This window comes from Xenorhabdus sp. BG5 (assembly GCF_015163665.1).
Taxonomy (GTDB): domain Bacteria; phylum Pseudomonadota; class Gammaproteobacteria; order Enterobacterales; family Enterobacteriaceae; genus Xenorhabdus.
On the sequence record NZ_JADEUG010000008.1, the window covers coordinates 88,593 to 102,827 of the forward strand.

Consider the following 14,235-nt stretch of genomic DNA (forward strand, 5'->3'; position numbering starts at 1 on the left):
TGTTAAAAGCTATAGTGCCAGAATATTTTATTTAATAAGAAAAAAATAACACAGGCTCAAAATGATTGAGCCTGTGTTTTTATTACTTATCCTATTGATTAGCTATTTTTACATGTTCCACTGACAAATCAACTCGCTTTTTGTTCCTGTTGGTTTCATATCTAATTCATGTGAAGTAAGATTAATCTCAACAGGATCCAAGACATTTGCTACATTTACATGGTTAGGCTTAAAAAGCACGTTGTTAACTACTCTTATCGTGGTGGTCTTGGGGTCGTTCAAAAACCCCCAATCCCCTAGCTTGGGAAACTCTTCAAGTAGCGTCGAGCCATTTTTTGGCATATTGACAGCCACATAGGGCGGTTGCGAAGAGACTGGCAATATATACGACAGCTTAGCGTCTATCTCAAGTAAACGCGGATTAACAGGATCCTTACTTCCCATTTGTGGCGGATCCATATCCGCACACCTTGCAGAAGGCTTATATCCAACCGCAGTAGCGCTCACAAAAGCGCGCAGTGGTTTTACTGTATAAGTGTAGGTACGTATCGCTCCTGTCCGTTGGTTAGTAACAGTCAACCTGAGCGTTGTAGGCTCCAGTGAACCCGTCCATGTGTTATACGCAAATGTATTGTTATTGTTTCCCGGACCAACTCCATTCCCTGAGACTATTTCAAGATTGCCTTCTTCATCGCCACCAAAAAGAGACTTATTTGGATCAGTGCGCAGCTCTCCATTTAACTTCTCAAAGATGTTATGAGGTCCAGTTTCATCACTCTTGTAGAAACGATTGACTGATGGATTCTTCGAATTGTAAAGATGCAACCCAGCAGGCTGAGCTACCGGTTTAAAGTTCACGGCAGTGTTAGCGACCAATGCCTGTTTTCCATTTTTTGTCACAAAATCCAGCTTGACCTTGACATTTTTAACACCGACAGAACTACTCAAGGTTGTAGTTAAATATCCCTGATCATCCGTGGTTAGCTGCTTATTACCGAACACCAGCTTACCTTCCTCTACCAGCTTGTTGTGGTCAAGTTGGTCATTAGATACACCCCAAACCACCTTATCGTGACCAAAAGTCAGATGAGGTATGGCAGCATTACTGGCAGCATCAATAATTTTTGCTTTATAGGTATAAGGCACTTTCCCGTCGCCATCGAGTTCCTTACTTGGTGTAACTTCTATCGCGCCAATCTGAATTTCACCGATGAAAGCCACTGGGTTTTCAACGTATGTCTTTGTTTTACCTCCATCAATTGATGCACCGACTTTAATATCTTTTGCAGGCTTGGTACTACTTAAGGTAGCAAATAAGTTCCCTTCAGTATCTGTAGTCTCTTGCACTGACGACCACTTCATGCCATCCGGCAATGTTTCAGGATACCACTGAACATCCACTTTCTGATTTTTCAGTGGGACACCATTCTTATCTTTCACTGCTGCCGTAAAGGTATAGCCATTATCTCCAGCGAGACGTAGCCCTGTTGCCAACGGCTTGACAGATTGAACCTTAAAGTCAGAGATAAGACCGCTAAAGCCAATATCACCAATATGGGCTTTTTTCATTCCTGGCATTTCCAGGAAAACTTTTACATCTTTCAGCGGCTGGGAAGTTGTTACCGTTGCCTGCAATTGCCCCTCAGCATTGGTTATGCTAGGTTTTTTCCAACTCAGTTTCACATCATTATTCGCTGGCTCAAGAGACCAAGTGACATCTTCAATCACACCATTGCGAATAATATCTTTATCAGTTGTACCATGAGCGATTGTTGCCAGTAATTTATAACCGCCCTGATCACCCGCAGCAGAAGTTGTTAATTGTTCAGTCTTAAAATGTCTGACAACAAAAGGCTGAACTGTCACATTCAAAATAGCTGGCTTGCTGACCTTACCGTTATTTCCTTCCGCAAAGATATTGATCGTATGCGTATTTTGTCCATCAGGAATATATTTAGGCAATACAAGCGAAATTAACTTATTACCGCCACCCACCTTGGAAATACCGCCTCCATTTTTGGTAAATGCGTTATCTGCCTGAAATATTATATTCTTGACGTTTGATTCTACGTTAGCCGCTATCGGTATTGGTGATGGCCATGCTTGCTGGCTATAACCTACGATGTTGTTTTGCGACAACGCTAATTGCAGTTCATCTGGCTTCTTCCTGTGATCAAGCACAATATGGTTGTTTCTTTCCACTAGGTCATAGCGGCTACCTGCCAATGTACGCATGGAAGCAACACTATCAGGCGAGAACTGTACTCCCCAAGGTACTCCAAAGCGATAATTCAGGTTGGCCTGGAACAAAGTTTCACTGTGCCCGCTACCGCCATATTTGTAGTCTACCCCCATTGTCACCAACGGAATCGGCGTATAGTTCAGACCAACTCTACCCAGGCTGGGGTTTTTCTGTTTACTACCACGATTGAACAATTCAACGTTATCACCAAAGTATTGTTCAAAGCCTAACTTACCACCCAGATTCGGGTAAGCAGGTAAATAGAATTCGCCTTGAAGATCAAAGCCGTTGGCCGCACGCTCTTCCCAATCCTGTTTTTCCAATGACTGACGCCAGTCAGTCAGACGCAAGTATGAGTTGGCAGAAAATTTGACATAATCTGTCCAGGCTTCTGCACCTACACCGATGCGCTGATTTTTACCGGTGACATCATGGTCATAGAAAGTATTCAACCCGTACATCCAATGAGGCGTAAAATAACGCCCACCCACACCGACATTCACGGTATGGCGGCTGTCTTTATTGCGATAACCAAATTGGGAGAAAACCAACCAATCGGCTTTATTGTCGTAGAGCGGAAGCAACAGATCCAGGGAGCCATTATCCAGTTTACCTTTTCTATCGAGGGAAAAGTTGATCCTGGCTGTCCCAAACTGGGATAACCATTTCTGGGTTTCACTGGATATTATCCCATTGACTTTTCCTAACGCGTAAGATTTAGCTTGCTCGGTAAGTTGGGAAGGTGAAGATGACAACACCCGACTCACTGTCTGAATATTTTGCGCAATTAAACCTGCTGTAGTATCTCCCCCATTCTCTAACTGATTTTCACCTGCCACTTTCTGTGTTTGTTGTTCAGTGTTTTTTTCACCTATAGCCAAAGTATCCATGGCGATAAATGGTAAAAACAAAGAACCTATATATAGAGAAAACTTAATGAACTTATTACCAATATATGAGCCCATATATAGTACCTCATGGAATATTTGATGTCCCAACACTGAATAAGAATAAAAAATTAATCTTTTTGTGCACTTAAGATACATTAGGTGACTTATTACTAATCTGCTTAATGAAAAATTTTTATTAGTTGATAATAAAAAGTTATCACTTGCTATTTAGAATATTAGGTTATTACATGAGATGTGAATTAGCATAAAAAATCAGGCTTGATATTCAATAAAATAGGGGGTTAATGGTGTGTTTTTAATATTTTATTTTTCAGAGAAAAATTTATTTGGCGATAAATTTCAAGTTACCGTGTTATTGGCGGTAACTTGAAAATGGTTATGAAAAAACTGCCTATTTGATGACAAGTCCCAAAAATGCAGCTCGCTTAAACCAGGCAATCACAGAAGTGGAAGGTGGTAAAACCGTTGGAAAGGGCTTGTTGTTATTAGAATGACTCCATCACCCAATCTTCAATTCTTAACCCCAAAACCCGTTCAAATTCACGGGTATTATTTGTCACAAGAACCATACCCAGTGAGCGGGCATGGCCTGCAATCATACTGTCATAGGGGCCAATAGGTTTTCCCTTTTTTGCTAATTCAGCACGTATTTGTCCTGTATGAGCAGCAGCATCAAAACCATAATTCATGATTTCCAAACGTGCAGCGAATCCCTCAATAATATCCAGATTTTTTTTAGGATTTTCTGATCTTTCAGAACCATAAATTAACTCCATCAATGTTACAGAGCTGATGCAAAGCTGACCATAATGTTGATAAAAAGCGTCTCTGACTTTCTGTGGTTTATTCTTGATAGTATAAATACAAATATTGGTATCAAGCATATATTTAATCATCAAAATTCTTCCCTGAGCTGTTCACTTGGCTGCTGCCTGTCAGTCATAAAATCAGGGGTAACATTTTCGCCATCAAACCAACTATCCCATCCCTCTCCTGCTGGCGTTATGATACGAGTTCGACCGATAGCAATAATATCAACATGTTTTACATCTTCCGGTAAAGCAACAGCTTTGGGCAAACGTACGGCCTGACTACGGTTACTTTTAAAGACAGTTGTTTTTTCCATACTGACCTCCGAAATAAAATCTTCCAATTAAGTTCATTGAAAAGCATAACCCTTTTCTGGGATATGTCAATGGGATATACCTTACTTGACTTGTCTTAATTTCAACCAAACTGCGAGCAATTATTAATAATCCGGCGACGCTTATTAAACAGATCCGGCAGTATCACCTGCGATACGCACTGCCATTCAATTTTATCGATATCCACCCCCTGTTTGGCAAAATAGTCTGACAGCACTGACTGGCAGTGCTGGAGGACTTCGAGGGTACAATCCCCTTCCAGTTTCAGCGACAACACCGTCTGGGTTAACCGATAATCGCTCGTTAACGGCAGAGTATTGGCAATGATCCGCGAACAAGGATCAGCGAAAATACTGACTGTTCCTCCTGTAAGCGCAGGTAAAATTAACTGATCATCATTGCGCCCTTCGATGCGCTCTATCGCCAATGCAGGGTTACCGCACGCACAAGGTTTTTTTCTCACCACCAAAATATCATCAAGCTGATAACGTACAATAGGCTGCGTTTCACGAGTAAAATCAGTAATAATCGGGTTAAAACGCGATTCATCTATCCATTTCGGCTCAATATGCAGAAACTCTTCATTAAGATGCAGCGTCCCATGCGAGCAAGTACACGCCAGAAAACCTTCCGTCGCCTGATAAATTTCTCCCACGTCCCTGAATACGGCCTGCAACAGTTGGCGATCTTGCGGTTCCAGCACTTCTGCCACCGAGATCACTTTAACCGGTGGTAATGATGTTTCACCTTGCTGGATCTTCAATGCCAATGCCCGCAGCACCTGGGCGGGCGCGACAATAATAGTGGGTTGATACGCGACTAATGCTTGTACCTGCTGATTAAAGTCAGCAAACAAGTCAAAAAAACGGAAGGAGATCCAACGGTTCTGGACACTCTCGTAGAGATTGTTCCCCGCCCGTAAAAACAGCGCAACTCGCTCACCGTGAAATAAGCCGTTTGGCAGCATTTTGGCAAGCAGGGTTCCCGCCCAAATGCTCCGCTCTTTCGGGCTGGCAACGAAAAGACCTCGTTGTCCTGATGTCCCCGATGACATACCAACGCTGAATTTGCCGACTGTTGGCGTGAAATCCCGTGACTGTTCACTCAACCGTGCACATGCCAAAAGCTCATCGCGTTTGAGACCCGCCGTATTCATCTGGTCGAAATTTTCCATCATGATGGCTTTATTCATAAACGGATATTCTGTCAACGATAAATCACCGTATGAGGAAAAATAAGGGCTTTTCGCCAGAACTCTATGCCTGAATCGCGCCAATTCTTTCAATTGGTGTTGCTCAAGCTGTTGTCGGTTGGTGAATTTCCACCGTTTTTTGGCTCGCCAATAGTACCAAAATGTTTTCAATATCATTCCAAATCTCCCTCATGGCATAGCTGAATCGGGATCTGTTTTTGGTCAATTTGATGCAGCTTATTCAGTGTTTCGTAATAGGCACGGCTGTCATCCATAATAAGATTCGCCAACTTTGCAGGCCCGCGCAGTTCACGGTAATTCGTCGGTGACCAGGCAGCATCTCCCGCTAACAATATCCAACCCTGATCAGTCAATACACACAGGCCAAGATGCCCTGCCGCATGACCAGGCAGTGGAACAATCAGTATCTGCTTCTGGCTCCCCGGCACGGCATAACCTTTCCCCAATACCGATAATTCCTCTGGCAACGGGCTGGCTTCAAACCCTTCATAAAAACTCACTCTGGATTCGAAATCTTCCGGCACTAACCCCCGCACAAAGGCTTTTCTTAGGGCAGCGATACCTCGTAAGTGACGCGTCTGCCGCCAACCTTCCCCTGAACAGATAAATTTGGCCTGCGGGAAATCCCGTAATCCAGCAATATGATCACCATGAAAGTGAGAAATGATAATGCCATCAATATCACGTGCCTGAATACCTTCCCCTTTGAGTTGCATCACCAGTGCGTCTTTGCTGTCAAAGTAAACCGGCGTGACCGTGCGATATAACCGAATAATCCCACTGCGGGTATGATCGTAAAAATGGTTGGCGTATCCGGTATCAAGTAGCCAACGCTTATCATGACACGCCAGCAGCCACGCACGAGCCGGAAATTTGCATACGCGAAGACTGGCACCTTTCAGTGCCATGCAACCGGAATGAGTGCAATATCCCACTTCAAAAACACGTATCTTAACCATGTGAACCCGTTTGCTGGTCTGCCTGTTTTAGCCAATTGGCCGTTAAATGAATGCCTTCCTCCACGGTATAAATCGGCGAATAACCCAGTTCTTCTTGCGCTTTTGAATTATCCAGTGTCATGGAGTAATAAGCCGCGCCAATACCATAACGCGTCAGCAATGGCTCTTTTCGGGTGAGCATGGCAATGCTTTCCAGGATTGTCGCCATGCCATACAAAAGTGGATAAGGCAATGATTTGATCCGATAACTAAACTGCATCTCATCAAATAACTGTCCTAAGATCTTCGCCAATGGCTGTGGCTGTTGATTGGTAATGTTATATATCGCCCCACTTTGTATTCCTTCACGGTGAGTTGCCAATGACATGGCATGGACAACATTCATGACGTAAGTGAGATCCAGGGCATTCTTTCCTCCTGCTGGCAAGGCTACAACGCCTTTGCTGGCTTTAACCTGTGCCATCAAACGCGGTAACAATACCCTGTCATGCGGGCCAAATAACCCACGGGGACGCAGGATAATGTACGTTGTGTCAGGATAGCGGGGGAGCAGTTGGCGTATGCTCTCTTCCGCCAGAAACTTAGTTCTGGCGTAATCATTGGCGAAACGCTGGCTACACTGATTTTCAGTAACATGCTGTTGGTGGGAAAAATTAAAATACACGGCTGGAGTAGAAATATGGACAAATCGCTGAATACCACATATCCCTGCTGCCTGTGCCAAAATCTGTGTCGCAGCCACATTGATACGTTCAAACTCATCAGGATCGCCCCAGGGTGAAGATTTGGCGGCACAATGCCAGATCGCATCACAACCTGACATCAGTTCGGTAGCTTCATCCTCTGTTAACGTCGCCAGTTCAGCACGACGAAACTCCGCGCCCAATTGAACCAATAACTCTCCCGCCTGCGGGTCACGTCCGGTTGCCACCACCGTCTCGCCACGGGATAACAGGTAATCAACGGCATTACGACCTAAACCACTCGTGGCTCCGGTTACAAGAATTTTCATGGTATTAAGATCATCTCACTTAACGAAAGCCCAGCCGCTGTACCAAGCAACATCACATAATCACGGCCATAATAGCGATCTGTCATGATGGCTTCATGCAACGCACTTGGAATGGATGCCGCAACCTGATTACCGCGATAACGATAGATATTCACAAATCTCTCCTCCTTGATATTCAAGCGCTTGAGAATATGTTTCAATCCCAAATGGCTCGCCTGATGAGGTATCACGGTATCGATATCGGACATGGCAAGATTGGCACTATCCAATACACGCGCTGTAAATTCTTCAATCAATGAGGCCGTCAGTTTAAACAGTGGCTTACCCTGCATCTGGAACAGGAAATCGCTATCTTCCATACCGGTACGCAGATTCTTGCGTGTCCCACCAGCCCGGATCTCACATAATTCGAGGCCTTCTGGGTAGGTTTCATGTTTATAGGTCACAATTCCACTTTTCCCATCCCCTCTTTCAACGATCACACACGCCGCCCCATCACCAAAAATCAGTGAGGATTCTTGATGCGACCAGTCAATTCCACGGGAAGCCATCTCCGCGGAAACAATGGCAATTCGCCGATACTGTCGGGTTGCCAGCAACCCACTTGCAACACCCAAGGCGGAGACAAAACTCACACAGCTTGAATTAATATCAAAACAGGCGGTTCCTGCCTTTAAATGGCTCGCTTTTAAAATATGTGCAGCGGAATAAGGTAAGGCTTGAATCGGGATAGCCGAAGCTGAAATCAGCAGATCAATTGAATCGGGCGAGATTTGATGTGTTTCTAACGTATTATGCAATGCATTTGTGGCTAATTTAGCTGGGTGGACTTCATAATCTGAATGATAACGATACTCTATTCCAGAATGTTTTTCGACAAAACCCTTCGGTTTATTGAATTTCAAATCTAAATCGGATGAATACACTTTGTTTTCTGGTAAGGCAATACCAGACGCAATGATCTTCAATGGGATCAATTCATTTATATTTTTCATTTTTTTATAACTTCCAAGTGTTAATTTTTTGTTTAAATTCGCTGCCAGAATATGAAGTGAATTCTGAGTAGGGTGAGAATAAATGAATATTTATCAGATAGCCGATTAAACAGGAAGTCTATATTTATGATACATCATATTATTAAATTGAAATATTCAATACAGATACATGAAAAATAAAAAGTTTTCTCAGTTCATCATTTCAGTATCATAAAATTTTTTTAATGCAGAAAGCATATTATGAGATTTAATCATGGCGTTTGTTGTCTATATGTAAAATAAAGGTCAATATTAATTAACAAATAAACCAACTTGATTTAATTAATGGTAAATAGTCATTTTCATTTTTTGTTTCATTAGTTAATTAAATAAATATAATCACCCTGAAATTTTGAACAAGCATTAGTCCAATATTTTTATTATTTTTTAAATAAAAGTAAAATATCAAATTACCAACATATATATCTTTTAAAAGTAAAAACAACGAGTTTATTCTTCTGGATAAGAAGCATTTATTCAGAAGAATGATACTGCTAATTGAAATAACTAAATTACATAAATCTCAGATCACGTATTGGTTAGACATCACTCTAACTAAAAGGGGTATAGCAATATGTTTTTACTGTCTATACACCCTTTAGCAGCCCACCACACATTTCTTCCAAACCAACATCTTGCCTCTCATCACTTTTGCGAGCATGATCTCAATACCGTTACCCATTAATCAAACAACTTACATGCCTGCAATCAAAGAACTCCAAGTCGCAATTTCAAACCTTTCCGTATGGCGCAAGGGTGATCAACGTGCACCACATAAGCCTTTATTGCTACTGTATGTCCTCTCACAATATCAGAAAGGCCATGAACGACTGTTTGATTATGGGGAAGAGATCCACCAGCCACTCCTGGAGCTGCTCAATAACTTTGGTCCAAGACGTAAAACCCACTATCCCTCTTTACCCTTCTGGCGCTTACGTGGCGACGGGTTTTGGGAATTACAAAATACCGAACTCTGCACGCCCCAAAAAGGTAGCAAGGAGCCGCCAAAACGTGAACTCATTGAATTTGGTGTCAAAGGTGGTTTCGACCAACAAAGCTACCAGTTATTACGCAAAAAGCCTGCTACCATCAATAAATTGGCACAACAAATCCTGAGTGAACATTTTCCTGACAGCATACAAGAGCTGCTCGCCAACCAACTGGATTTCTCTTTAAGTGATATCCGCAAAATTCGTGATCCCCATTTTCGCCAGCAGATACTGCGCGCCTATAACTACCAATGTGCAATATGTGGTTACAATTTGCGACATGACAGTACCCCCGTTGGTCTGGAAGCCGCACATATCAAATGGAAACAATACGGCGGCCCCTGTACGGTAAACAACGGACTTGCCCTTTGCTCTCTGCACCATTCTGCCTTCGATATGGGATCAATCAGTATCGACGATAATATGAATTTATTAGTTTCAGAAAGTGTCAATGGTGGCACGATAGTGAAGCAACTTTTCTGGAATTTTGCAAAACAGCCAATACTGCGTCCCCTGAATAAAGATTATTATCCATTGGAAAGTTTTATCGCCTGGCATCGCAACCAAGTCTTTAAAGAATAATCTGCAAGCAGATTAAAAAAGGGGGGTCAAAGCTCCCCCCAATAATTTAACCTGCTTTCAATTTTTGGAAGTACTCTTCGTACAGGATACTGGCATTGCCAACATCACTCTGCCATTCGCCTTTTTTGATCACCTCTGCATCTGGATACAGAGACTTATCTTCTGTCATGGATTTTGGCAATAATTTTTTCGCTTCCAGGTTCGGAGTCGGGTAGCCAATTTTCTTAGCAACCTGCGCCGCAATTTCCGGGCGTAACAAGAAATCAATCAATTTCATCGCGCCATCGACATTTTTAGCATTCGCTGGAATAGCCAAGCTGTCCATCCAGAAAATCCCGCCCTCTTTCGGCCAAATAATCTCAACCGGTGTACCAGCCTGACGCGCAACATAGGCAGAGCCGTTCCACATCATACCGATATCCGCCTCGCCTTCCATAAATGGGTTGGCAGGGTTGTCAGAATTAAATGCCAGTACATTTGGCATCAGTTTTCTCAGTTCCTGATAAGCCGCTTCAATCTCTTTCGGATCAGAGGTATTGCCGGAATATCCCAATTTCAGCAATGCCATTTGGAAAACTTCACGCGCATCGTCAGTCAGCACTAAACTGTTTTTGTACTCTGGTTTCCAAAGATCAGCCCAGGAAGAGAAGGAGTTAGGATCAATATTATCGCTATTAACGCCAATCGCCGTTGCACCCCAAATATAAGGGATAGAGTAATCGTTATTCGGGTCAAAAGACTTATGGAGCAGGTTAGGATCAAGGTTATGGAAGTTGCTCAATTTACTGGTATCGATTTTTTGCAACATCCCTTCTTTACTCATCTTTGAGATAAAGTAAGTGGATGGAACCACTAAATCATAAGCGCCGTCTTTATAAGTTTTCAGCTTGGTGTACATGCTCTCATTGGATTCATAGGTGGAATAAATCACCTTAATCCCAGTTTCTTTGGTGAACTGGTTGAGCAAACCAGGCGGAACATATTCAGTCCAGTTGTAGAAATACAGCGTCTTGCCATCATCAGCGGCAGCGGCATTCACCGAACCAATGCTTAATGCCATCATCCCGGCGGCTAACAGACAGAACCACTTTTTCATGTCGTGTTTCCCCTCGCAGTTGGTGCGTTAGTATCATATATAGGTTCGGCGTGAACCTATCCCCGAAAAGGGGGCTATTATAAAAGTGACATTTAATGGGGTAAAGCGACTTATTTCTTGCTAATAAAAGCGTGGTCAACCCGCAACCACGCTAAAAAGAAGGTTAATACTTTTCTGTGCGATCACGCATCACAAATTGGCTAATCAGCACCAAAACCAACGACATAAGTAATAAAATCGTTGCCAATGCGTTCACTTCCGGCGAAATTCCCACTTTTACCATTGAATAGATCTTAAGTGGCAAAATTTCATAGCTTGGCCCTGTCACGAATGAAGAAACAACTACATCATCCATTGATAAGGTAAAGCTCAATAGCCAACCCGCCATAACCGCCGGCATCGCCAGCGGCAGGATGATTTTTCGCAGGATAGTCAACTCACCCGCGCCCAAATCGCGCGCCGCTTCCAGCATCTTGACGTCAAAGTCTTTCAGGCGGGAGTAAACCGTTATCACCACAAACGGCAAGCAGAAGGTGATATGCGAAAACAGCAATGACCAGAATCCCAGTGAAACGCCGAGCAGCATAAACAGGACCAGCAGTGAAATCGCCATCACGATATCCGGCGACATCATCACGACAAACAACATACCACCAACAAACTTTTTGCCACGGAATGAGTAACGATACAAGGCGACCGCTGTCAGGGAACCAATCAAGGTGGCAAACGTGGCGGACATTACCGCCATCGTCAGGGAATGGCCCGCCGCTTGCAGCAGGCTATCATTAGCGAACAGCAGGCTATACCATTCAGTGGTAAAACCCTGCCAGCGAATGCCAAAGCGTGATTGGTTAAACGAGCTTACCAACAGGATAATAATCGGGATATACAGGTAAGCATAAACGATGGTCATGAAGCCACCGCGCAACAGGCGTCCGATCATTCCAGTTCCACCTTCTTGTTCAGCAGCTTAGCCGCACGATAATAAACCAATAACATCAATCCCATTACCAACGTCAAACAGATGCTGGTCGCTGCCCCAAACGGCCAGTCACGGATATTGAGAAATTGGCTTTTAATCACGTTCCCGATCAGCAGATTCTTCGCCCCGCCCATCAAATCAGCCACATAGAACAGCCCCATCGCTGGCAGCACTACCAACAAACAACCGGCGATAATGCCCGGCATAGTCAATGGCACAATGATGCGGATAAAGGTCTGCAATTTTCCCGCCCCTAAATCGCGCGCCGCTTCCAGACAAGATTTATCCAGCTTCTCAATGCTGGAATAAAGCGGCATCACCATAAACGGCAGTAAGATGTAAACCAACCCCAACACAACCGCTTCGGGGGTATACATGATGCGAAAGGGTTTATCGATAATCCCCACCCACATCAGAAAATCATTCAAGTACCCGCGGGTACTGAGGAACATCTTTAAACCATAAATACGGATTAACGAGTTCGTCCAGAACGGCACGATCAACAGGAATAGCATCAGTGAACGCAGTTTCTTTGGCATACGAGCCAGGAAAAAAGCGAACGGATAGCCAATCACCAGACAGCACAGCGTCGCTATAATTGCCATATTCAGCGAATGCAGCAGCACCTCGGCATACAGCGGATCGAACAATCGGCTATAGTTATCCAGCGAGAATACCATCTGCACTAAATTGGCATCATCACGGGTCAGGAAGCTGGTTCCGATGATCATCAGGTTCGGCAAAAAGACGAACAGCATCAGCCAGGATACGATGCCCGTAATGACGATATTCTGGAATAGTTTACGCGTCTTCTTCATCGACCAGCACAACCTCCCAGCTTTCTACCCAAGTGACCGCAATCTTCTGGTTCAGAGAATGGTCAACATCAGGATCGTCTTCGTTGAAGAATTCGCTCACCATGACCATCTTGCCATTTTCCATTTCGACCACGGAGTCCAGTGTCATGCCCTTGTAGTTACGCTCACGGACGTAACCAATCAGCCCCGATACCTGCTCACCGTTATTGATCTCTTCCACGCGCAGGTCTTCCGGGCGCAGCAAGACTTTCAACGTTTGCCCAACCGTCACTGGCAGCGAGGTGAAAATATCACACTCATGGCCTTCGACATTGGCGCGTATCCGTTGTTCATCAATACGTTGCAGCACTTCAGCATCAAAGATATTGATTTCGCCGATAAAGCGGGCAACAAACAGGTTTTTTGGCTCTTCGTAAATCTCACGCGGAGAGCCATCCTGTTCAATGCGTCCATTACGCATAACCACGATACGGTCTGACATGACCAGAGCCTCTTCCTGATCGTGGGTCACGAAGATAAAAGTGATGCCAAGCTTACGCTGGAGCGCCTTTAGCTCATTTTGCATCTGCTTGCGCAACTTGTAATCGAGCGCGGACAGGGATTCATCCAGCAGCAAGACTTTCGGTTTATTGACAACCGCACGGGCAATCGCCACACGTTGCTGTTGGCCACCGGAAAGCTGGGCAGGTTTACGCTGGGCAAACTCGTCAAGCTGAACCATGCGCAGTGCTTCCTCAACACGCGGAGCAATCTCTTTTTCCGGTGTTTTCTGCATCCGAAGTCCAAAAGCGACATTTTCAAATACGGTCATGTGGGGGAACAGGGCATAGCTTTGGAAAACCGTATTAACGTGACGGTGCTCGGCGGGAATATCAGTAATATCCTGCCCTTCCAGTAAAATTTTGCCGCTGTCTGCATCCTCTAACCCGGCAATCAGGCGGAGTACTGTGGTTTTGCCACAACCGGATGGCCCAAGAATGGTCAGGAACTCGCCATCATTGATTGTCAGATCGAGCTGTGAAATAACTTGTTTATCGTCGAAGCCCTTACTCAAGGCGTTCAGTTCAACGAGTGGTGTCAGAGAGGTGTTCTCAGTCATTTATGCTATCATCTATCCCTTGGAATAATGCAGATAGAACCGCCACGGGAAAAGACTGTGTTAGCTGGCAGGAGACATCATTTCTCCGCTAAAGCTCAAAGCCAGTGGCGCCGGTTGAAATTACGAAGCGCGCATCATAAACGCAGTACGCCC

Annotated in this window: 12 protein-coding genes; 1 reads left to right on the forward strand and 11 read right to left on the reverse strand. The window is 44.2% G+C overall.

The window, feature by feature from the left end:
* Window positions 1–108 precede the first annotated feature (108 nt).
* The 7 genes from IQ209_RS06510 to IQ209_RS06540 form a co-directional block, all read right to left on the reverse strand.
* A complete protein-coding gene (locus IQ209_RS06510) occupies window positions 109–3,207 on the reverse strand; it encodes an inverse autotransporter beta domain-containing protein (RefSeq protein WP_193850090.1) in 3,099 nt (1,032 codons plus the stop codon).
* A 431-nt stretch (window positions 3,208–3,638) separates the two neighbouring features.
* On the reverse strand, window positions 3,639–4,049 hold the full coding sequence (gene vapC, locus IQ209_RS06515; RefSeq protein ID WP_193850092.1) for a tRNA(fMet)-specific endonuclease VapC: 411 nt from the start codon (window positions 4,047–4,049) through the stop codon (window positions 3,639–3,641).
* The gene (gene vapB / locus IQ209_RS06520) at window positions 4,049–4,279 is read right to left on the reverse strand and encodes a type II toxin-antitoxin system VapB family antitoxin (RefSeq protein ID WP_193850094.1); all 231 of its coding nucleotides are present in this window, start codon (window positions 4,277–4,279) and stop codon (window positions 4,049–4,051) included. Before vapB ends, vapC begins: the two co-directional genes overlap by 1 nt.
* A gap of 101 nt (window positions 4,280–4,380) precedes the next feature.
* A complete protein-coding gene (locus IQ209_RS06525; protein WP_193850097.1) occupies window positions 4,381–5,667 on the reverse strand; it encodes a F390 synthetase-related protein in 1,287 nt (428 codons plus the stop codon).
* Complete coding sequence (locus IQ209_RS06530) at window positions 5,664–6,470, reverse strand: MBL fold metallo-hydrolase (protein WP_193850099.1); 807 nt, start codon at window positions 6,468–6,470, stop codon at window positions 5,664–5,666. Before IQ209_RS06530 ends, IQ209_RS06525 begins: the two co-directional genes overlap by 4 nt.
* The gene (locus tag IQ209_RS06535; protein WP_193850101.1) at window positions 6,463–7,482 is read right to left on the reverse strand and encodes an NAD(P)-dependent oxidoreductase; all 1,020 of its coding nucleotides are present in this window, start codon (window positions 7,480–7,482) and stop codon (window positions 6,463–6,465) included. The genes IQ209_RS06530 and IQ209_RS06535 overlap by 8 nt, the downstream gene beginning before the upstream one ends.
* Window positions 7,479–8,477, reverse strand: coding sequence for a 3-oxoacyl-[acyl-carrier-protein] synthase III C-terminal domain-containing protein (locus IQ209_RS06540; protein WP_193850103.1), 999 nt, complete (start codon window positions 8,475–8,477; stop codon window positions 7,479–7,481). Before IQ209_RS06540 ends, IQ209_RS06535 begins: the two co-directional genes overlap by 4 nt.
* Before the next feature lie 737 nt (window positions 8,478–9,214).
* On the opposite strand from IQ209_RS06540, the gene IQ209_RS06545 reads away from it, so the two are divergent.
* Window positions 9,215–10,087: a phosphorothioated DNA-binding restriction endonuclease gene (locus IQ209_RS06545; protein WP_193850105.1), complete on the forward strand. Its 873-nt coding sequence runs from the start codon at window positions 9,215–9,217 to the stop codon at window positions 10,085–10,087.
* A 46-nt stretch (window positions 10,088–10,133) separates the two neighbouring features.
* Here the strand turns inward: IQ209_RS06545 and potD are convergent, their stop codons facing one another.
* The 4 genes from potD to potA all read right to left on the reverse strand — a co-directional run bounded on the left by potD (window position 10,134) and on the right by potA (window position 14,082).
* Window positions 10,134–11,183 carry a spermidine/putrescine ABC transporter substrate-binding protein PotD gene (potD, locus tag IQ209_RS06550; protein ID WP_193850107.1) on the reverse strand — a complete coding sequence of 350 codons (1,050 nt, stop codon included), beginning with the start codon at window positions 11,181–11,183 and terminating at the stop codon, window positions 10,134–10,136.
* A gap of 163 nt (window positions 11,184–11,346) precedes the next feature.
* Window positions 11,347–12,126 carry a spermidine/putrescine ABC transporter permease PotC gene (gene potC / locus IQ209_RS06555; RefSeq protein WP_193850109.1) on the reverse strand — a complete coding sequence of 260 codons (780 nt, stop codon included), beginning with the start codon at window positions 12,124–12,126 and terminating at the stop codon, window positions 11,347–11,349.
* Window positions 12,123–12,983, reverse strand: coding sequence for a spermidine/putrescine ABC transporter permease PotB (gene potB / locus IQ209_RS06560; protein ID WP_193850110.1), 861 nt, complete (start codon window positions 12,981–12,983; stop codon window positions 12,123–12,125). The genes potC and potB overlap by 4 nt, the downstream gene beginning before the upstream one ends.
* Window positions 12,967–14,082 carry a spermidine/putrescine ABC transporter ATP-binding protein PotA gene (gene potA / locus IQ209_RS06565; RefSeq protein ID WP_193850113.1) on the reverse strand — a complete coding sequence of 372 codons (1,116 nt, stop codon included), beginning with the start codon at window positions 14,080–14,082 and terminating at the stop codon, window positions 12,967–12,969. The genes potB and potA overlap by 17 nt, the downstream gene beginning before the upstream one ends.
* Window positions 14,083–14,235 lie beyond the last annotated feature (153 nt).